This window comes from Nocardia miyunensis NBRC 108239 (genome assembly GCF_001613065.1).
GTDB classification, from domain to species: domain Bacteria; phylum Actinomycetota; class Actinomycetes; order Mycobacteriales; family Mycobacteriaceae; genus Nocardia; species Nocardia miyunensis.
Genome location: NZ_BDBQ01000048.1, coordinates 95,969 through 115,352 on the forward strand (window position 1 = coordinate 95,969; position 19,384 = coordinate 115,352).

18 protein-coding genes are annotated in these 19,384 nt (G+C 65.9%); 8 read left to right on the forward strand and 10 right to left on the reverse strand.

Annotated features, from left to right (window positions below):
* Positions 1–4 precede the first annotated feature (4 nt).
* From NM2_RS21160 to NM2_RS21170, 3 genes are all read right to left on the reverse strand, one after another.
* Positions 5–199, reverse strand: a complete 195-nt coding sequence (locus NM2_RS21160; RefSeq protein ID WP_067671454.1) for a ferredoxin — start codon at positions 197–199, stop codon at positions 5–7.
* A gap of 29 nt (positions 200–228) precedes the next feature.
* Positions 229–1,470, reverse strand: a complete 1,242-nt coding sequence (locus tag NM2_RS21165; protein ID WP_067671457.1) for a cytochrome P450 — start codon at positions 1,468–1,470, stop codon at positions 229–231.
* Between the two features lie 109 nt (positions 1,471–1,579).
* Positions 1,580–1,993, reverse strand: a complete 414-nt coding sequence (locus NM2_RS21170) for an SCP2 sterol-binding domain-containing protein (RefSeq protein WP_067671615.1) — start codon at positions 1,991–1,993, stop codon at positions 1,580–1,582.
* Between the two features lie 308 nt (positions 1,994–2,301).
* On the opposite strand from NM2_RS21170, the gene NM2_RS21175 reads away from it, so the two are divergent.
* Positions 2,302–3,798, forward strand: a complete 1,497-nt coding sequence (locus NM2_RS21175) for a carotenoid oxygenase family protein (protein ID WP_067671460.1) — start codon at positions 2,302–2,304, stop codon at positions 3,796–3,798.
* Between the two features lie 244 nt (positions 3,799–4,042).
* Here NM2_RS21175 and NM2_RS21180 read toward each other — a convergent pair whose 3' ends face one another.
* Positions 4,043–4,675: a TetR family transcriptional regulator gene (locus NM2_RS21180; protein ID WP_067671463.1), complete on the reverse strand. Its 633-nt coding sequence runs from the start codon at positions 4,673–4,675 to the stop codon at positions 4,043–4,045.
* Positions 4,676–4,832: 157 nt separating this feature from the next.
* On the opposite strand from NM2_RS21180, the gene NM2_RS50265 reads away from it, so the two are divergent.
* Entirely contained in the window at positions 4,833–5,579 is a 747-nt protein-coding gene (locus tag NM2_RS50265) for a hypothetical protein (protein ID WP_067671466.1), read from the forward strand.
* A 2-nt stretch (positions 5,580–5,581) separates the two neighbouring features.
* Entirely contained in the window at positions 5,582–6,742 is a 1,161-nt protein-coding gene (locus NM2_RS50270) for a spirocyclase AveC family protein (protein WP_067671469.1), read from the forward strand.
* Between the two features lie 163 nt (positions 6,743–6,905).
* On the opposite strand, the gene NM2_RS21195 is transcribed toward NM2_RS50270, so the two are convergent.
* Together NM2_RS21195 and NM2_RS21200 are read right to left on the reverse strand one after the other, a co-directional pair.
* Positions 6,906–8,045: an acyl-CoA dehydrogenase family protein gene (locus NM2_RS21195; RefSeq protein WP_067671472.1), complete on the reverse strand. Its 1,140-nt coding sequence runs from the start codon at positions 8,043–8,045 to the stop codon at positions 6,906–6,908.
* On the reverse strand, positions 8,042–9,205 hold the full coding sequence (locus NM2_RS21200; RefSeq protein ID WP_067671475.1) for an acyl-CoA dehydrogenase family protein: 1,164 nt from the start codon (positions 9,203–9,205) through the stop codon (positions 8,042–8,044). The genes NM2_RS21195 and NM2_RS21200 overlap by 4 nt, the downstream gene beginning before the upstream one ends.
* Before the next feature lie 711 nt (positions 9,206–9,916).
* Between NM2_RS21200 and NM2_RS21205 the strand changes: the two genes are divergently transcribed.
* From NM2_RS21205 to NM2_RS21220, 4 genes are all read left to right on the forward strand, one after another.
* Entirely contained in the window at positions 9,917–11,827 is a 1,911-nt protein-coding gene (locus NM2_RS21205) for a nitric oxide reductase activation protein NorD (RefSeq protein WP_067671479.1), read from the forward strand.
* Positions 11,828–11,853: 26 nt separating this feature from the next.
* The gene (locus tag NM2_RS21210) at positions 11,854–12,672 is read left to right on the forward strand and encodes a CbbQ/NirQ/NorQ/GpvN family protein (protein ID WP_084531394.1); all 819 of its coding nucleotides are present in this window, start codon (positions 11,854–11,856) and stop codon (positions 12,670–12,672) included.
* Between the two features lie 89 nt (positions 12,673–12,761).
* Entirely contained in the window at positions 12,762–13,922 is a 1,161-nt protein-coding gene (locus NM2_RS21215; protein WP_067671482.1) for an acyl-CoA dehydrogenase family protein, read from the forward strand.
* Positions 13,923–13,992: 70 nt separating this feature from the next.
* Positions 13,993–14,637 (forward strand): TetR/AcrR family transcriptional regulator, encoded by a 645-nt coding sequence (locus NM2_RS21220; RefSeq protein ID WP_067671485.1) that lies wholly within the window; start codon positions 13,993–13,995, stop codon positions 14,635–14,637.
* 39 nt (positions 14,638–14,676) lie between these two features.
* On the opposite strand, the gene NM2_RS21225 is transcribed toward NM2_RS21220, so the two are convergent.
* A complete protein-coding gene (locus NM2_RS21225; protein WP_084531385.1) occupies positions 14,677–15,831 on the reverse strand; it encodes a spirocyclase AveC family protein in 1,155 nt (384 codons plus the stop codon).
* Positions 15,832–16,042: 211 nt separating this feature from the next.
* On the opposite strand from NM2_RS21225, the gene NM2_RS21230 reads away from it, so the two are divergent.
* Complete coding sequence (locus NM2_RS21230; RefSeq protein WP_067671488.1) at positions 16,043–16,693, forward strand: TetR/AcrR family transcriptional regulator; 651 nt, start codon at positions 16,043–16,045, stop codon at positions 16,691–16,693.
* 38 nt (positions 16,694–16,731) lie between these two features.
* Here NM2_RS21230 and NM2_RS21235 read toward each other — a convergent pair whose 3' ends face one another.
* The 3 genes from NM2_RS21235 to NM2_RS21245 form a co-directional block, all read right to left on the reverse strand.
* Positions 16,732–18,075 (reverse strand): protoporphyrinogen/coproporphyrinogen oxidase, encoded by a 1,344-nt coding sequence (locus NM2_RS21235; RefSeq protein WP_169816211.1) that lies wholly within the window; start codon positions 18,073–18,075, stop codon positions 16,732–16,734.
* The gene (locus NM2_RS50935; protein WP_169816212.1) at positions 18,072–18,440 is read right to left on the reverse strand and encodes a hypothetical protein; all 369 of its coding nucleotides are present in this window, start codon (positions 18,438–18,440) and stop codon (positions 18,072–18,074) included. The genes NM2_RS21235 and NM2_RS50935 overlap by 4 nt, the downstream gene beginning before the upstream one ends.
* Before the next feature lie 125 nt (positions 18,441–18,565).
* Entirely contained in the window at positions 18,566–19,291 is a 726-nt protein-coding gene (locus tag NM2_RS21245; RefSeq protein WP_067671495.1) for a hypothetical protein, read from the reverse strand.
* Positions 19,292–19,384: the final 93 nt, after the last annotated feature.

Here is a 19,384-nt window from a genome sequence, read left to right on the forward strand (position 1 = left end):
CCGCTCAGTCCTCGATCTTCAGGGCCGCCACCGGGCAGAGCCGGACGGCTTCCTCGATCTGCGCGCGGTACTTCTCCTCCGGCGAGTCGTTCAGGATACGCACCACTTCGTCCTCGTCACCGAGGTCGAAGATGTCCGGGGCAGCGATGACGCAGTCGCCGTGCGCTGCACACAGGCCGGAGTCGACAGTGACTTTCATTAGTTCTTCCTCTTGCTGCCCGACTGCTGTCAGGCGGGTGTGATGGTTACGGGCAGTTCGTACACGCCGCGCGAATACGCGTCGCGGACGTAGTCGATGGGGCCGGCCGGCTTGATGTCCTTGGTGCGCTGGAACAATTCCTCCAGCAGGATCTTCATCTCCAGCGCGGCGACGTGCTTGCCGAGGCACTGATGCGGTCCGCGCCCGAAGCTCAAGTGCGGGTTCGGATCCCGGCTCAGGTCGAAGACATCGGGCTCGTGGAACGCGCGCGGGTCGAAGTTGCCCGCCGCGAACAGCATGAGCACGATGTCGCCCTCGGCGATGTGCTTGCCGTGCAGCTCATGGTCGGCGGTCGCGGTCCGGACCAGGTGCGTGAACGGCGAGGCGATCCGCACCATCTCCTGAATCGCGGTCGACGGGATGTCGTGCGCGTTCTCGCGCATGAACGCCATCTGCTCCGGGTTGCGCATCAGCTCGTGCATGCCGTGGCTCAGTGCGGTGCGCGTGCTCTCGGCCGCACCGCTGGCCAGCAGCGCCACATTGCCGATGATCTCGTCCTCCGACATGAGGCCCTCGTCGTGCGCCTGCACGATCTTGGACATCACGTCCTCACCCGGCTCATTGCGACGCAACTCGGCCAGCTCGGTCGCGTACACCATCAACTCGCCGATGGCTGCCATCACGTGGTCGAACGACGGTGTGATCCGGGTGTCGAACGGCGCTGCGAACGTGTCGACCCACGCGAAGAACTTCGCGCGATCCGCCTCGGGCACGCCGAGCACGTCACCGAGCGCCTGCATCGGCATCGCGTGGCCGATGTCGTGCACGAAGTTGAAGGTGCCCTTCTCCAGCGCCCGGTCGACGATCTCGACCGCGTAGGCGCGGAACTTCTCCTCGAGCTTCTTCACCATATTCGGCGTGAAGCCACGATTCATGGCCCCGCGGTTGCGCCGATGATCGTCGCCGGACAGCGAGAGCATCGCGGGCATGCCGCCGTAGACCGGGTCGATCGGGGTGACCTTCCACATGTTCACCGAACCGCGATCGGTCGCGTAGAGCTCGGCGTTGCGGTCGACCTCCCAGATGTCGGCGTGCCGACTGACCACCCAGGCACGATCGATCAGCATGGGGTCGGAGAATTCCTGCAGATAGCAGGGCTCCTCTTCCCGCAGATACTCGTACTGGTCCAGCGGGAGCCCGAAAGTGGTCGGATCACCGTTGGCGTAGGTGTCCACTTCGAGGATCCGCAGATCCGGCCGGGCAGTCGTCATTGTCCCTCAACCTCTTCTACATAGCTGATGTCGGATCCGGGCATACTTATTAGCCTGACAGTCTCAAAATTTACTCAGTTGGCCCGAATGTGTCAAGCGTCACTATTGGTCAGGCGTCGACGCCGATCGGGTGCTCCTCGCAGTACTTGCGGTACTCGGCGAATGCCGGAGCGATAGCCGGAAGCATACCCAACAGTTTGGTAACCGGGCCATCGATCTTGACCTTGCGGCGCGCGACGGCCATCGGAATGTTCAGCTTCCCGAGCCAGAAGCCGTGCCCGTCGTCGGACGACATGGTCAGCACGAGCTCGGTGGGCTGCCCGAGAGCAGCGTCCCCCATGGTGACGACGGCAGGATTCTTGGTAGCGTCGAGCACGAAAGAAGCGTCCGGATCGGTGTAGTTCACCCGGAACGACGTGTTCGCGGCGACGAACTTCGGGCCGATCACCGGATCGACCATCAGGGCCTGCAGATACGGACCGAAGTGACCGTACATTTGCTCGGCCGAACCGAAAATTGCCATCTTGGGGATTCCTTCCATCGACGAGTGCCCAGCCTTCGACCCGAAACGGTCTCCGGCACCGCGCGCGGAGTGCTCTTACACATCGAAGCCCCCGAGCCTGACAAGATACTAGCCTTGCTGTCTCAAAAATACAACGGATTGCCGAATACGCCGATCGGAAGAACGATCTATCGCTCCGAGAATTCGGTAGTATTCCAACATATATGCAGGTAAAGTCGCACATACGAGAACGATCGTTTACTACAGACGAGAGGTTTGATACGTTGAGGGCACGCGCATCGCCGCGCGCGCTCTTTCGAGGAGGACTGATGGGTTACCCACTACCCAAAACCAACGCGCTCCGAGGCCCCTTCCAGCCGATGCGGTTCGAAGCGACCGTGGACGAGTGCATCGTCAGCGAGGGTGAGATCCCCGAGGATCTCGCCGGTGGCTTCTATCGCACCGGCCCCGCGTGGAAGCGCCCCACCAAGCAGGGCAACGACGCACTGCTCAGCATGGACGGCATGCTGCAGGGCCTGGTGATCCGCGACGGCCGCGCCGACTTCCGCAACCGCTGGGTTCGCACCCCCAAGTACCTGCTCGAGGAGCGGTACGGCCGCGGCATGTTCGAATGGACCGACAACGGTTTCGGCGACTGGCGCGACTCGGCATACGGCGACGTCAAGCGTGACCGCTTCACCGAGGGAGTTCCCCAGGGCACCGCCAACATCAACATCTTCCCCTTCGCAGGCGAGATGGTCGTGTCCGGCGAGCAGGGCGGTCCGCCCATCGCGATCGACCCGATCACGCTGGAGACCCGCGGCGTCGTGCCCTGGTCGCCGAAGCTCTCGGCCGGCCTGCACACTCCCGCGGCCTACGGCGCCACCTGTTTCGCCGCACACCCGAAGTGGGACCCCGACACCGGCGTCCTGTACGGCTGGAACTACCGGGACACCGCCCCGTACGTCACCATGCACTTCGTGCACCCGGACGGCACCGTCGAATCCCGGGACCTGACCGACGCGCCCTACAACACCGTCGCCCACGACGTCTGGCTGACCCCCGAGTGGATCGTCATGCCGTTCCAGCCCTTCACGGTCAGCAAAGAGAAGATCACCGAGAAGCAACTGGGCATCTGGGGCTGGGAGACCGAGCTGCCGATCGTCATCGCGCTCATCCCCCGGCACGACATCAACGGTGAGGTCCGCTGGATCACCACCGATCTGCCGCCGCAGTACATCATGCACACGATGTCGGCCAACGTCGAGAACGGAAAGCTCACCCTCGACGGCCCGATCTTCAACCGGCCGCCGTTCCCGTTCGAGCAGGACTTCGCCGAGGGCGACGACATCGCGCTGTTCTTCTCCATCGCCAAGAGTTGCCTGGGCCGCTGGACCATCGATCTGGAGACCGGGGCCGCCAAGTCCGAGCAGCTCTCGGACCGGCCCTCGGAGCTGCCGAAGGTCGACGAGCGGTTCTACGGCAAGGGCTACAGCTGGGGCTGCCAGGTCGGCGGTGTGGTCAAGCGCCAGGGCATGTCGATGAACAGCCTGGTGATGACCAACATGAAGACCCTGCAGGAGCAGGTCTACGAGATCCGCACGACCGAGCCCGCCGCGGTCCTCGAGGCGACTTTCGCACCGCGCCACAAGGATTCGCCGGAAGGCGACGGCTACATCATCGTCCCGGTCTCCTGGTGGGGCGAGCGTCGCGGCGAATTCCAGATCTTCGACACCTACGACATCACCAAGGGCCCGATCTGCCGGATCGACATCCCGTTCCTGATGGGCTGGACCCCCCACGGCCACTGGATGGACTTCCGCTGATCGCGCGCATCACGCCGCACATCTGAAGACGACTCCGCCCCGGCCGCACCAGGCCGGGGTGGAGTCGTCTTCGCCTACGGATGGCGGGATGTCGTGCGCTACCGTCTCATTCCCGCACTGATCAGCGGAATACGTTCGAGCCCAACGAAACCCGGCGACGAGCCGAGGATCGGGCTCGACCCGGCACGTCCACCGCACCGGAGGCCGCATCCGCGGCCGAACCGCCGAGCCCGGCCCGGACCGATCAGTGACCTACCTGGTGCCGATGCAGGACGCCGTCGAGGAAGCTCAGGAGAGACTCGCTGTACAGCTGGACCGTGTCGAGTTCGTTCTGCTCCAGAGCCTTGGCAAGCCAGGGCAGCAACCCCTCGGCGGCGCCCGGGAAAATCGGCTCGTCAGGCGGCTGAGGGCGCATGGCCTCCCGCAGTGCCGCCCCCATGGAGATCGTCTCGATGCCATCGAGAATCTGGATGATGAGGGGCACCGGGACCCCCGCCGTGGCCAGGACCTCGACGCCCTCGTCGTACCGCTGGCCGACATGGACGCGCGGCGGGAACATCAGAAGTACCGGCGCGGCATTGCGGTGCCGGAGGACGGCGGTGCGCAGGTTGAGACTGTTCTCGAGGACCCAGGCACGCCAGTCCCGCGGGTCCTGCGGCCGCGGCGGGCGCACCGCCTCGTCGAGGATGAGTTGGGCCACCAGGGAAAGAATCTCGTTCCGGTCGGCGAAGTGGTGGTACAGCGCAGGCGTCGTCACGCCCATCCGCGCGGCCAGCCGGGGCAGCGTGAAGGAGTCGAGCCCCTCCTCGTCGATGATCTCCAGTGCCGTGCGGCCCACGCCTTCCCGGGTGACGAGCGGCTTCCTCGGTCGTCCCAACAGTCCTCCTGCTCTAGAGGCTCAGCGTATGCGCCCGCACAGCCGGTCGGCCACATCACTACGCGCAAACCAGTGACGCGGGCCACATTCGGGAGCTATATTGCATAAACTTAAATGATTTAAGTTTCTCGATCCGACTCTCCGTCCGGAGGCCAGAATGAACAAGAAAGCGCAGATGATCTGCGTATGGTGTGGTCCGTTGTGTGGGTTGCTGTTCGCGATCGGCGCGGTGTTCCTCGGTCGATTCATCCCGCCACTCGTCGCTCCCAGCGACGGTGCGCTGGTGGTCGCACGCAAGTGGGCCGAGCACACCGGCGAGATCCGAGTCGGGGCGATGATCTGCGTGATCAGCATGTCGCTGATCACCCCGTGGGGCGCTGTCATCGCCGCACAGTTCCGCCGGCTCGAAGGACGATTCCCGGTGCTGAGCTACGTGCAGGTCATCTGCGTGGCGGTCGGCACGACGGTCGTTGTCCTGATGAGCATGTTCTGGGCCGTCGCGGCCTTCCGTCCGACGTCCTACTCCCCCGAGACGGTGATGATGCTCAACGACATCGCCTACTACCTGTTCCTGTTCACCTGGACCCCGTTCGTGATCTGGGCCCTGGCGGTCGCCCTCGCGGTGTTCACCGACACCGGCGAAGGACCGGTCTACCCGCGCTACGTCGGCTACATCTCGCTGTGGACCGGACTGCTGTTCTGCGGGGCGGCGGGAATGGAGTACTTCAAGACCGGGCCGTTCGCCTGGAACGGGGTCATGGCGCTCTATGTCCCAGTCGTCGTGTTCTTCATCTGGTTGGCCGTACTCACCGTCGAGACCATCAAGAACCTCAACCGGGGCAATTTCCACGACCCCGCCGAGATGGACGGCACACCGACCTTCGCCCACCTTCAGGAGGCCTGACCATGGCGACCGGTACTACCAACACGGCGACGACCGGCATGATCACCGAGCCGGACGGCAACGACAAGACGCCCGCTGTCAAGATCTGGGCCGGCATCGGGACGGCATTCCTCCTGCTGAACACCTACATCATCGTCAAGTGGCTGACCGGGCCGCACTTCGAACGCGTGCCACAGGGCCCGTCGGATCCGCCGGCCTGGATGAAGGTCGAGCTCACCCTCTGGCAGACCCTGTCCATCCCCGCTGCGCTGGCGATGGTGTACTTCCTGGTCATCCGGCCCTGGCGCCGCGAGCGCAACGTGGGGATCGACGGGCTGTTCGTGCTCGCGGGGTTCACGCTGTTCGTGCAGGATGTCTGGTCGTCGGCCGGCAACCACTGGTTCGTCTACAACACCTACATGTTCAACATGGGCTCGTGGGCCAACGACGTACCGTGGTTCAACGCATTCGGCCAGCCCGGCGCGATGACCTCCGAACCCCTGCTCTTCACGCCCGCCGCCTACACCTACATCATGGCGGCAGGCGCCGCCTTCGGTTGCTGGACGATGAAGCGTCTGAAGGCGCGCCGGCCGAAGACGACGTCCTTCCAGATCGTGGCGTTCGGCTTCGCGGTGATGTGCCTGTTCGATGTGTTCATCGAGGGAATCATCTGGCTCCCGCTGGGCGTCTTCGAATACCCGGGCGGCCACTGGGGCATCTTCCCGAACAGCTACCACAAGTTCCCGCTCAACGAGATGGTCACCATCGGCGCGGTCTTCACCGCGATGGCCTCCCTGAAGTACTTCCGCGACGACCGCGGTCTCACGGTCGTCGAGCGCGGAGTACAGAAGCTGGGCCTGACCCCGGGCCGGTCCGTCGCGCTGCGCGCCCTGGCGGTGATCGGCTTCGTGCAGATCGCGATGCTGCTGTTCTACAACGTGCCCAATACCGCGGTCGGCTTCAACTCCACCGAATGGCCGAGGGACCTGCAGCAACGCTCGTATTTCACCAACAATATCTGCGGTGCGGGCACTACCCGGGCCTGCCCGGGCGGCAGCAATCCGCAGATCACGAAGAACTCGGTCTGGCCCGCTCCCGATGGCGCCGTCGTCGTGCCGAGCGGCGGCCATCCGCTGCCTAAGAACGTGCCATTCCGGCGCGGGACATCCAGCGGCACAAGGTAATCGCGGGTGGGCGGCCGCCATCGATCACCCGCCCCGCCGCATATCGCGGACGACTCCGCTCCGGCCTGGTGCGGCCGGGGCGGAGTCGTCCGCGATGCCTGCCCGGTTCCGTTATCGATGCGGATGCCGTTCCGAGCGCACACCGGGCGGGTGGAGGGCCGAGCTACCGCAGCCCCAGTGACCCGCTGATGATTTCGCGCTGAATCTCGTTGGTGCCGGCATAGATCGGCAGTACCAGCGCATGACGGACATGGCTTTCCATGTCGTATTCGGTGGCGTATCCGTAGCCGCCCATCATCTGCATGCCGTCCAGTGCGATGCGCTTGGCGAGCTCGGAGGTCTTGACTTTCGCCATGGAGGTCATGCGGGTGGTCACCGGGTCGGGTCCCTGCTCGAGGCGGCGGGCCACCTCATAGGTCAGCAGCCGGGCGCATTCGAGTTCGGTGGCCAGATCGGCGATCCGGTGCCGCAACGCCTGGAATGTGCCGATCGATTTACCGAACTGCTTGCGCTCCTTGACATACGCGATGGTGTCGTCGAGGGCGCGTTGCCCGATACCCAGACCGACGGCCGCGCCCAGCAAACGCTCGCCGTCCAAGCCCGCCATGATCTGCGGGAATCCCCGCCCCGGCTCGCCGACGATGCTGTCCTCGGGCACGAAGCAGTCGGTGAAGAAGACATCGTTGACCTCGCGCCCGCCCAGCGTGGAGATGCGGCGCGTCTCGATGCCCGGCGACTCGCGTGGCACCTCGAAGATCGTCAGACCGTTGTGCGGCTTGCCTTCTCTGCTGGTGCGGGCCACGAGCAGAATGTTCGACGCCCGATGCGCGAAGGAGCACCAGGTCTTCTGTCCGTTGAGCACGTAGCCGTCGCTGACCTTCGTGGCCGCGCAACTGATCGCGGCGACGTCGGATCCCGCGCCCGGTTCGGAGATCGAGATGGACATCACCTCGCCGCCCGCGATGGCCGCCAGCGCGCGGGCCTTCTGGTCCTCGGATCCGAAACGCTTGTAGCAGCCGGCCACAGTGGTGGTCGAGCCCAGGGCCTTGACCGGCGCCAGCCCGCGCCACAGCTCTTCGAACAGGATGGTCTGCTCGACGTAGGTGCCGCCGGACCCGCCGTACTCCTCGGGGATCGCCACGCCGAGCCAGCCGAGCTGAGCCAGCTTGCGATACAGCGTGGTCGACTGGGCTTCTTCGTCGGGATCGAGCAATGCCTCGCGCTGCTCCCGGGTGCCGCATTCACGTCCGCAGAAGTCGCGGATAGCGTCGCGGAAATCGCGCTGTTCTTCCGTCAGATTCATGCCTGGCTGAACTTTCTGTGCGGAAACAGCCCGGCCGCCACGCCGTTGCGCAGCACGGCCGGTGCACCGCCGGCGACGACGTTGGTCACGCAGTCGCGGTGGATACGCTGAATCGCGAAGTCGGTGGTCGGCCCGTAGCCGCCGTGGAGTTCCATGGCCTTGAGGCTGATCTGGGGGCCGATGGTCGCCCCGAAGAGTTTGGCCTGCGTCACCTCGGCCAGGCGGGGGAATCTCCCGTCGATCGCCGTGGCCGCCGCCCGGTAGGCCAGCAGCCGCAGCGCCTCGATCTGCACCCACATGTCGGCCATGCTGTGGTAAACCGACTGGAAGTCGATGATCGGCTTGCCGAAAGCCTCGCGGCGCTGCGTGTAAGCCGACGCCTCGTCGTAGGCGGCCTGGCTGAAGCCCAGCCAGAACCCGCAGTTGTGCAGTCGCTCCAGGTTGAACGCGGTCATCAGCCGGGCGAACTGCCCCGGTCCGACGATGACGTTCTCGGCGGGGACCCGCACGTCGGTGAGGACCATGTCACCGTGGTGGATACCGCGGTCGCCGATGTACACGGGACCACGCCGGATCTCCACACCCGGCATGGAGGTTTCCACGACCACCGCGCCGATGCCCTTGGCGCCGGGTATGTCGTCGAAGCGCACGAAGGTGGCGTTGAGGTCGTTGACGTTGGATCCCGTCACAAAGCTTTTGTAGCCGTTGAGGATGTAGGAATCGCCGTCACGTACGGCGGTGGTGCTCAGGTGGGTCAGCGCCGATCCGGCATCGGGTTCGGTCAGGGCGATGTTGCAGCCCCGTTTGCCCGCGACGATGTCGTGGAGGTACTTGTCTTTCACCGCGTCGTCCCCGAGCAGGAACATGGACGGTCCGGGGCCGCTGGTACAGAACACCGGCTCGGGAGGCAGCCAGGACTGGCTGTAGCGGAACAGCGCCTCGACGACGATCAGGTACTCCATCGCGCCGCCGCCCTGCCCGCCGAACTCGGTGGGCATGCAGACACCGAAAAGGCCCGCGGCTCCGAGGCGTTGGAAGATCTCGGCGTAGGGGGCGTCATCGCTTTCGTCCCACTGCCGCACCTCTTCGGCCAGTGAGCGGCCCACTGCTTCGGCGCGTTGTTGGAGGTCTTGCTGGGCGGGTGTGAGTGTGAAGTCCATTTAGCGACGTTCCTCCTCTGTGACGCTCGGCGGCATCGCCTCGAAGTCCCCGGTGTCGGGGGCGATGGCCGCCGCGCGCAGCTTGTGTCTCAGCACGCGGCCGACCCCGGTGCGGGGCAGCGCGTCCATGAACTCGATATGACGGGGATTGGCGAACAGGGCAGATCGGTCCGCAAGTAGTCGAACAGCTCGCGGAGCCGGATCGACTGTTGCCCGACAATGCATGCCTTCATGTCGTCCGCACCCAACTCGGAGGGCACCGCGTGCACGGCGGACTCCACGGTGAGCAATGCCGTCCGGCCGGCTGACGGGAGCGCGAATGGTCGTTCACTCAGCACATGACGACTGTAACAGAGATATCTGTCGCCGAGCAGACATATGTCTGCATTCAGACAAGTAGCCAAGTGGCGTCCGGTAACATAGACGAGTCATCTCAGAAATTAATCATCGACCGGACCGACCCCCTCCGCGGGTCCGCAGGGGCAGCGCTGGAGGGCCGCCGCTCGATGGCGTGACCAGGGGCCACCGCCGGTCGCGTCGATGCGAGGTTGACCGCGATTACCGAAAACAGGAATATGTAGAGACTGTCTCCACTATCTCAGTGGAGGCGGGGCGTCGCCCGCGCCCAGCCCCATTGGGTGGGCTCGGCTGGATCCGGTTCGTGGAGCGCCGTCACAAGGCAAGCGGCCCTGTCGATTTGGAGCATGTCGGATGAGTGCGATCAAGGACGTGAGCGGAGCGTCGACGCCCGAGCATGCCTGCACACGGCCTGCGGATGCGCTGACCCATAACCGGCGCGCCGGGGTGAGCGCATCCGGAGATGATCAGCTGGACACCGCGGTCGCCGAACCCGGCAGCGCGCCGCCGGCGGTCGCCGGGGACGTGGCGCGCTTCGGTTTTCTCGCCTCGGCGATCGCGGCGCGTCCGCTCGCGGTCCTCGCCGGCGAGGCCGCGACCACCTACACCGATGGACGGACGATCTTCGTCGATCCGGCCGCCGACGCGGTGGACGTGCGCGACGCGGTCGCGCTGCACGCCGCCCTGCTGGCCGGTGGTTCGCTGCGCAAGAGCACGGTCGCCCGGCTGGCACGCCATCGCAAAGCCGTTGCGGCGCGCTATCTTTCGCTGGAGGCGGTGCGGATAGGGGTCCAGTTCGGCCGGCTACTGCCACCGGCGACCGTCGAGCGGATCGCATCGTTGCGCACTCGCAAGGTGTCCGCCGACAGCGCCGAATCGCTGCGGCGCGCGCTCAGTGGCGAGTCGATCCCGGAGCCGCCGGCGTGGACCGGCGTCGTGAAGGTCTTGCGGCTGCTGCGGTCCGATGCCGCCGAACTGGGCGGTGAACCGACCGACGACGATCTTGCCGGTCGCACGCCGATCCACGAGCAGCCCGAACTCTCCGAGGACGATGCGGAGGATTCGGAGGAAAGCAAGATCCTGAAGCTCTTCTCGGCGCCGGGGGTGAACAATCCCTTCGGCGACATGCTCCAACGGCTGCTCGGCATGGGACGCAAGGCGGCCGGAAAGAATGAGGGGGGCGGGGAGTTGTCGGTCGCCGGGGAGCGAATCGCACCGGTCGGCGCGCGCGGCAAGCGCACCACGATCGATCGCCTGTTGTCCGCGGTGTTCGATGCGACGCCGGCTGCCGGAATCCGATATCCCGAGTGGAACAGCACCAAGGGCGAATACCGCCACGACTGGTGTCTGGTGGCCGAATATCAGCCGGGCGAACCGGACACACCCACAGCTGCGGCACTCGGCAGTAACGAGTCGCTGCGCCGGCCGCTGGCGCGCGTCGGCATCGAATCCGAACGACACCGACGCCAACCGGACGGGGATTCGCTCGATCTGTCCGCTCTCGTCGACTACGAAACGAGCCGGCGGCTCGGTGACGATCCCGAGCCGAGGATCTACGAGAACACCCGCTCGACCCGGCGCGACATGTCGGTGGTCGTCCTGCTCGACGCGTCCGGGTCGACCGCCGAAGGCGAGGGCGAGGACACGGTTTTCGAGCAGGAACGGCAATTGGCGTGCGACCTGACCGCGAGCCTGGAATCACTCGGCGACCGGGTGGCCACATACGGGTTCTATTCCCGCGGAAAGGATTCCGTCAGGTTCCTCCGAGTCAAGACGTTCCCCCAGCGATTCGACGCCCCGGCCCGGCGACGGCTCGCGGCGGTGCAGCCGTCCGGATTCACCCGGCTCGGCGCGGCGATCCGGCACAGCACCGCAGTGCTGCTGCAGCAGGCGCAGGCCAAGAATATGGTCTTGATCGTCATCGGCGACGGGCTCCCCTACGACGACGGCTACGAGGGAAGGTACGCCCGCGACGACACCCACCAGGCGATCGGTGAAGCGATGCGCAGCGGCGTCGGCGTGGTCGGGCTCGGCATCCGCTCCTCGACCGATCCCGCGGTGCTCGAACACATCTGGTCCGACGCGCCGTTCCGGGTCTTCGACACGGCCGGCGACGTGCGCCGGCATCTGCGCGCTCTGCTGCTGGACGCACTCGCGATGACAAGGAGCAACGGCCGGCAACGCGAGGTGTCCAGCACCGAGCAACGGACCCACCTGCGCGCGTTGCACGCGGCCAGGCGAAAGAACTCGAACACCTATGTGTGAATTCCCGAGAGACCGAGGCGAACCCCATGACAAGTGAAATGACCATGCCGGATACCGATCTCGGCGCGAACACTTCCCGGCCCTACGTTCCCGTCGGCGATGAGGTCGAGATCTTCACCGCCGCATGGCAATCGGGACTTCCGGTGATGCTCAAGGGGCCGACGGGCTGCGGCAAGACAAAGCTGGTCGAGCACATGGCCGCTAGTTTCGGCGTGCCGCTGTTCACCGTCTGCTGTCACGAGGACATGACGGCATCGGATCTGCTGGGCCGCTATGTGCTACGCGATTCCAGCACCGAATGGGTCGACGGACCCCTGACCCAGGCGGTGCGGCAGGGTGGCATCTGCTACCTCGACGAGGTCGTGGAGGCCCGCCAGGACGCCATCGTCGCCGTGCACTCGCTGGCCGACCATCGCCGTGAGCTCAACCTGGAACGACTCGGCGGACTCACCTTGCGCGCGGCCCCGGGATTCCAGTTGGTCGTGTCCTACAACCCGGGTTATCAGAGCATTCTCAAGGACCTGAAGATGTCGACCCGGCAGCGCATGGTCGCACTCGATCTAGGCTTCCCGCCCGTCGAGATCGAGCGGCGGATCATCCGGCAGGAATCTGGCCTGGACGACGCGAGGGTCGATGCCATCATCCGAATCGGCCAGGCGATCCGGCGGCTCGACGACGCGGGATTACGCGAAGTCGCCTCCACACGCGCGCTGATCGCCACCGCACGGCTGATCCGGTCCGGCCTGTCCCCGCGGGCCGCCGCCGTGGCCGCCATCGCCGGCCCGTTGTCCGACGACGACGACACCCGCGGTTCGCTGACCGTGCTGATCGATTCATATCTCTGATGCCGCGCATGCCGCGGTCGTGATTGACGGTCGCGTCACCCGCCCATATATTTGAGACGACTAGACTCACAAAGAGGGAGCGAAGCGACGTGGCCGCCACATCAACAAGATTCACCGAGGAACAGCTCGAGTTCGCCGCGGCGGTGCGCGAGTTCTGCCGACGGGAATGCGGTACTCGTGAGCAGTTGGACGCACTGACCCACGGCGGCACCGAGCAGCACAGCCCCGAGCTGTACGCCAAACTCGCCGCCACCGGATACATCGGGGTGTCGCTTCCCGAGGAATACGACGGCAGCGGCGGCGGCATCATCGAGCAGGTGCTGCTGTTCGAGGAGCTGTGGTACGGACTGGCGCCGGTGCACGGTGCGGGCACCTCGCACACAGTGGCCGGAATCTACAAGCGGTTCGCCTCCGAGGAGCAGAAGAAGGCCACGCTGAGTGCGATCGCCTCCGGCACGGTGATGTCGATCAGCGTCTCCGAACCGCAGGCCGGGTCCGATGCGGCCAATATCTCGTGCAAGGCGACCCGCGTGCCCGGCGGCTACCGGATCAACGGACAGAAGACCTGGTGCTCGGACGCCCAGTTCGCGGCGAACATCACCGTGGTCACCCGCACCGACCGCGGCGACAACCCACACCAGGGCCTCACCATGCTGGACGTGCCCGCCGGCGCCGAGGGCCTGGCCATCCACCCGATCGACACCATGGGCGGACGCGAGGTGAACAACCTGTTCTTCACCGACGTCTTCGTGCCCGACGCCCAGGTGGTCGGCGAGGTCGGCGAGGGCTGGCGCCAGCTCATGGCCGGGCTCAACGGCGAACGCGTCGTCTGCGCGGCGCAGGGCCTGGGCATGATGCAGCGGACCTTCGACGACTTGCTGGCATACCTGAAGGAGCGCAAGCAATTCGGCCAGCCGATCGGGTCGTTCCAGGCCGTGCGGCACCGGGTCGCGGATCTGGCGCTGGAGATCGAGTCGGCCCGCGCCCTGACCTACGACACCGCACTGCGGCTGGAACGCTCACTGGGCACACCGCAGGAGCTCATCCGGCTGACCTCCATGGCCAAGGTCAAGGTCACCGAGACCGCCAAGCGAGTCGCACTGGAGGGTGTACAGCTCATGGGCGGCTACGGCTACGCCGTCGAGTACGGAATGGAAGCCCACCTGCGCCGGGCCATCCCGGCGACGATCTACGCCGGCACCAACGAGATCCAGCGCGAGATCATCGCAGGTAGCTACGGCCTGCGATAAACGGACGTCCGGTTTCGCGCAGATGTGTCATTATTATTGAGACAGTTAGGCGCGATAATTGAGGAGCCGGATGCCACGACGCGAGCCCACGACGGCGACCGGGCGGCGCTCGCCCGGCCGACCGCGGCGAGTGATCGAACCCGCCGCGGTCGCCGACGCCGCCGCCGCGCTGTTCGCCGAGGGCGGCTACGACGCGGTGTCCATCGAGGCAGTCGCGGAAAAGCTCGCCGTTTCCCGCGCGACCCTCTACCGGACCGTGCCTACCAAAGAACATTTGCTGGGCGTCCTGTTCGAGCGCAGCACCCGGGACCTGTACCAAGCAGCCATCGCTGTGATCGAAAAGACCCCCGATCCCGGCGATCGGATGTTCGGCCTCGTCCACCTGGGGATCTCCGCCGCCGTTACGATGCGCAACTACATGCCGGTGTTCTTCGGCGGGGCCGGGCTGCCCAGCGATGTCTATGCGCGGTGGCAGGACTGGACCCGGCGCTACGAGTCGCTGTGGGTCGTGACCGTCAACAGGGCGATCGAGGCCGGAGTTCTCCCGCCCGCGGATGCGATGGTCACGACCCGGCTACTGCTCGGGATGTGCATCTGGGTATCGCGCTGGTACCGCCCCGATGGCACATACTCCCCCGAAGAGATCACCGCGGCGGCAACACGATTGCTCGGCAAGTTCGCATGCGCCCCACACGCCGGTGCTCGTTCGCAATAGCTGCGAACGAGCACCGAGTCGCTTCGCGTGCGCGTGTGATTACCGCTCGAACGGCACCACCGGTGGCACCGTCACACCGGTCGGCGGCACGTAATGTCCGTTCGTGTCCACGTAGCCGGTGGTGGGCTTGGTCAACGGCACCGACGGACCGGGGCAGGCACGGTCGGTGCCCTCACCACAGATACCGCTGGTGAAGTACGAACGCTTCTGGACGTCCCGCGGCCACGCGGTCGAATGCGTGCCGACCCAGTAGTTCGGGATGTTGTAGGTGACGAACATCGCGCCTTGCATGGCCATGATCATGGCCAGCAGCCGGAGCACGAACTTCTTGCCCTGACCACCGCGCACCTCGTCGATGCCACGTTCGACGATGCTGTGCCCGCGATCGTTCACGAAGAACCTGACGCAGGCGACGATGGTGAACGTCGCACCGATGGTGAGGCCCTCGTGCAGGGGGTACTTGTGGTACGTGTCGGCGAAGATCCCCCAGTGACCGCCCGCGTAGTTGAACGTCCCCATCGGCATCCAGATCAGGCCCTCGAGGAAGACGTCGAATACGAACATGAACGCGAAGCAACTCGCCACCAGACCGACGTTGCCGATTCGCGGGAACCACGCCCGCATCTTCCGCATGAAGGCGCAGCCGAGCAGCATCACGATCGTGAAGATGTAAACGTAGGCCGGAGAGCTGAACAGCACGGGCTCGCTGAGCATGTGCCCGGGCGCGCCGAACGACTGCCAACCGGGAACGCTGTTCACCCACGAGCCACGGTTCCACATCCACGTGTTGTAGGTGAACCAATGCCCTCCGTAGGACGACAGCGGATCCTGAAACCCGACGGTGAAGAACGACGCGACCAGAATCCCGTCGACTCCGACTCGACGCTCACGCAGCCACGGCCGGACGACGAACCACAGGAGTAATCCCACGGCCGCCGGGATCGAAATGATCTGCCAGGCCATCAGATCGACCTTCATCCATCCGGGCGGCTGCGACGGGCCGGGCTCGACGCGGACGAAGAACGGGCCGCTCACCCATCGGTAGATGATCCACGCCTCGAAAGCGACCAGCAGCGCGCCGAGCGTCGCCCACACCAGCACGGGTTTGGACTTGGCCGGCTCGACGGCCCGTTGCGGCCCGCCCGCCGCGGCTTTCGGGGCCACCAGCGGCCCGGCACCCTCGGTCACAGTCATTGTGAACTCTCCTAACCGAACGACGCAGCAGTGCGTCCGGTGTGGTCAACGCGGACTGCGCACGGCGGCGATAAATGTAGAGACAGTCTCTACATGATATGAGTCACAGCATCTCAAAATCAAGAGGCCGACACCTCCCGCAACCCGGAAGCGCCCGCACCGGCGACCCGATCGACCCGATCGACCCGGACCGGTCTGCTTGACTGGGTGCATGAGTGTCAGCACACAGACCGGCCGCGCGCGCGGCGAGGCCCGCAACGCCATCCTGGTCAGTGCGCGAAAACTCTTCGGCGCCAAGGGCTACCACGGCGCCAGCATGCGCGACGTCGCCCAGCACGCCGGGGTCAGCGAGGCTCTGCTCTATCGATACTTCGGCGCCAAGCCGGCGCTGTTCGAGGAGGCCGTACGCGTGCCCTATCGGGGCTTCATCGAGGAATTCCTCGCCGACTGGGAGCATCTCGAGGTGCGCCTGTCCAACGAGGAGATGGTCACCCGCTTCGTCACCCGGCTCTACGATTTCGTGCTCGCCCACCGCGACATCATCTTCGCCCTCGCCGCGGCGAACCGTTTCGAGGACCTCGCCATCGACGAAGCGAGCACACTCACCGCGGGCATTCATCGGCTGACCGAATACATCGCCACAGAGGCCGAGTCGCGCGGATTCGGCCATGCCGATCTCGAGATGGTCGCGGTGTGCACCATCGGGCTCGTCATGGCGGTGGGCATCCTCGACGACCTGCTGTTCCCGGCCGGCGCCGACCACCCCGCCAAGGAACGAATGATCAGCGAAATGTGCAAGTACGTCCTCGCCGGCGTCCAACAACCTGCTGACGATCATCGAGCGCACTCGTCCGGGCACTGAGTGCGCTCAGCGAACGCCTCCGGTGCATCGACCGCTGATCACGTACGGCCTCCGAACAGCGTCCAGCCGAGGTTTCGTGCGGCGGTTTCGCCGCTCACGATGCTGCCGTTGACCGACTGCATGCCCCTATAGTCGCCGGCGAGCTGCACCGAGTCGGCCGGGTCGAGCAGGCGATCGAGTTCCGCGATCGTTCGGTGGCTGCCGGGGACGGCCCGCAGCGCGGCGGGGCTCCAGCGGTCCACCTGGGTGAATTCGACGTGCTCGCCGATGCCGGGCTCGATCCGCTCCAGGTCGTTCAAGGCCTGCGCGACGAGCTCCTCGTCCGTCCAGTCCCAGCGCGGTGTGACCCACTCGTGGTAGAGAAGCACCCCGATCAGCCCCTTACCCTCCGGCGCCGATCCGGGCGAGAGCTGGTGCTCATAGCTGATCGTGGCGAGCGACCCGAGCTGCCCCGTCCCGGCGACGGTCAGCACCGACCGGCCGGCCGGCCGGCGGCTCAGGGCGAACCGGATCGAGACGTAATTCGCCGGCTCCAGGGCGTCACCCAGCAACCGGCCCACCGAAGGATCGAGCTCCGGGAAGATCTCCGCGACCCGCGGCGCCGGAACCGTGAGCACGACACCGTCGACACGCTCGCTCCGCGGGCCGTCGGGGCCCTCCCACGCGACCACCGCGCCACGCCCGTCGCGGGTGACGGCCGTGACGCGGGACGAGGTCTGCACGTCGAGGCGGTCCGCGAGCGCACGCGCGAAGAAGTCCAGCCCGCCGCGGTACCCGAGCAGCCCGCCGAGCAGCACCTTCCAGATCGTGAACCACAAGGCCAGCACCGACAGGCTCGGGCCGTCGACGACGTAGATTCCGCCAAGCACCGGCCCGAGGAGATGGTCACGGATCTCCGCGTCGAGCTTGCGGTCGCAGTAGGTGCCGACCGACTCGGTGTCCAGCACGGCACTCACCTCGACCCGATCGAAGCCGACCTTGGCGCGCGACCGGAGCAGGTCGACAAACGTCCTGAGCAGCCGGAGCTTACTTCTCGGCGACAACAGCGGTGTCCGCGCGAAGTCGACGATCGCGCCGAGGCCCGCGGCACGCAGCTCGTGCACCCTGTCGTCGCGCACCACGCCGATCACCGCCGGTGGGGCCACGAGCCGGTCGCCGACACCGGCCTCCCGCGCGAGGGTCCGCATCGCGGTATAGGAGTCGGCGAGCACCGTGGCGCCGGTGTTGAGCACGAAGCCGTCACGGCGGATCGACGCCGTCTTACCACCGACATGGTCGTCGGCCTCCAGCACCGTGACGACGCATCCCTGCTGCTGCAATCGGAAGGCGGCCGACAGTCCCGCGACCCCGGCGCCGACGACTATGACCCTCGGGCGACTCATGACTCGGTGGCCTCCGACAGCGCTTTGGCCCCCAGTCTCAGACAGACCAGCGAACCGGAGCCGAACAGCACAGCGCTGAGCCGCGAGATCCGGCCCCGGCGTAACGCGATGGCGACCGCGACGAGGTCGGCGACGTCGCATGCGGCCGCGACCCGGAGCATCTGCCGTCGGCCGGCGCCGGAGACGAGCGGCCCGGCGGCCAACGCGAAGTCCCGGGTCCCGCCCAGCCGTAGGAACAGGTCCGCGCTGTCGTCGGACGAAGTGTCCATCCCGAACAGCTTCGCGGCCGTCGTCGGAATCAGCCAAGCACTGGCGCCGATCGCCGACCGGGTCGCTGCCAGAGCCGTCACAGCGGAAATAGGCAACAGAACTCCTTTGTTCAGGCTGTTCGCCAATCGCGACCATCGCGACCGAGGAAGGCCACCTCGTGCCCGCACGAGATGGCCTTCGTCGGCGGCAGCACTGCGCCACCGCCGACGGTGCCGCTCGATCAGCTCGGGTCGGTGCCCTCGGCGATCTGCTTGGTCAGGGCCACGTGCACCGTCCACGTCATCCCGAGCATCCAGGTCACCAGGGCAGTGAGCGGGATCCAGAATCCGAACAGGCCGTTCCAGGCGAAGGGACCGGTCTTGAAGAACAGGACGAGACCGGCGGGAATGATGATGAACGAGACCCACAGGCTCAGCCAGCCGACCCAGCGCGGGAGGATCGGCTGCGGGGTGCGGTCGATGAAGACCGCGGCCGCGATCGCGAGCATCTGGATCCAGACCGACCAGATGACCAGGACGAACAGAATCCAGCCGAGGTCGTTCAGCGCGCGGGTGATGTCGGCGGGACGGTCGTCGGCGCGGAAGCTGTTCGCCATCCAGATGCCGACCGGATAGATGAACTCGAGCGACAGCAGCGAACACGAGATCATCTGGGTCGTGGCCAGCGCCTTGGCGCCGGGGATGCGCTTGATCTGCCCGGCGATCGCGATGCACCACGGAACCAGCAGCGCCGAGGCGGCCATCGTGACGACCATCATCAACCTGATCATGGTCGGGTGGTCGTTGTAGAGCTTCGCGATTTCATCGGAGGTGGCCGACGGGCGATGCGGCGGGAGGAATCCCGAAAGGGCGAAGGCCACCAGCCACAGGACCAGCATCAGCGGGCCCAGCCAGATCAGGACCCGCTGCACCTTCGCTTCCAGTCCTGCTTGCAGGTCATTCGTCACGTTCCCTGGGGAAACACCGGTTACCATAAGTTCTTTCCTTTCTCAGAATCCACGAAATACGTCATCTGCTCGCGTCCGAATCGCTGAGCGACA

What these genes read in the sequence shown, in the direction of transcription:
- NM2_RS21160 (WP_067671454.1), bottom strand. Translation starts at nt 199, where the DNA reads ATGAAAGTCACTGTCGACTCCGGCCTGTGTGCAGCGCACGGCGACTGC.
- NM2_RS21165 (WP_067671457.1), bottom strand. Translation starts at nt 1,470, where the DNA reads ATGACGACTGCCCGGCCGGATCTGCGGATCCTCGAAGTGGACACCTAC.
- NM2_RS21170 (WP_067671615.1), bottom strand. Translation starts at nt 1,993, where the DNA reads ATGGCAATTTTCGGTTCGGCCGAGCAAATGTACGGTCACTTCGGTCCG.
- NM2_RS21175 (WP_067671460.1), top strand. Translation starts at nt 2,302, where the DNA reads ATGGGTTACCCACTACCCAAAACCAACGCGCTCCGAGGCCCCTTCCAG.
- NM2_RS50265 (WP_067671466.1), top strand. Translation starts at nt 4,833, where the DNA reads ATGAACAAGAAAGCGCAGATGATCTGCGTATGGTGTGGTCCGTTGTGT.
- NM2_RS50270 (WP_067671469.1), top strand. Translation starts at nt 5,582, where the DNA reads ATGGCGACCGGTACTACCAACACGGCGACGACCGGCATGATCACCGAG.
- NM2_RS21195 (WP_067671472.1), bottom strand. Translation starts at nt 8,045, where the DNA reads ATGAATCTGACGGAAGAACAGCGCGATTTCCGCGACGCTATCCGCGAC.
- NM2_RS21200 (WP_067671475.1), bottom strand. Translation starts at nt 9,205, where the DNA reads ATGGACTTCACACTCACACCCGCCCAGCAAGACCTCCAACAACGCGCC.
- NM2_RS21205 (WP_067671479.1), top strand. Translation starts at nt 9,917, where the DNA reads ATGAGTGCGATCAAGGACGTGAGCGGAGCGTCGACGCCCGAGCATGCC.
- NM2_RS21210 (WP_084531394.1), top strand. Translation starts at nt 11,854, where the DNA reads ATGACAAGTGAAATGACCATGCCGGATACCGATCTCGGCGCGAACACT.
- NM2_RS21220 (WP_067671485.1), top strand. Translation starts at nt 13,993, where the DNA reads ATGCCACGACGCGAGCCCACGACGGCGACCGGGCGGCGCTCGCCCGGC.
- NM2_RS21225 (WP_084531385.1), bottom strand. Translation starts at nt 15,831, where the DNA reads ATGACTGTGACCGAGGGTGCCGGGCCGCTGGTGGCCCCGAAAGCCGCG.
- NM2_RS21230 (WP_067671488.1), top strand. Translation starts at nt 16,043, where the DNA reads ATGAGTGTCAGCACACAGACCGGCCGCGCGCGCGGCGAGGCCCGCAAC.
- NM2_RS21235 (WP_169816211.1), bottom strand. Translation starts at nt 18,075, where the DNA reads ATGAGTCGCCCGAGGGTCATAGTCGTCGGCGCCGGGGTCGCGGGACTG.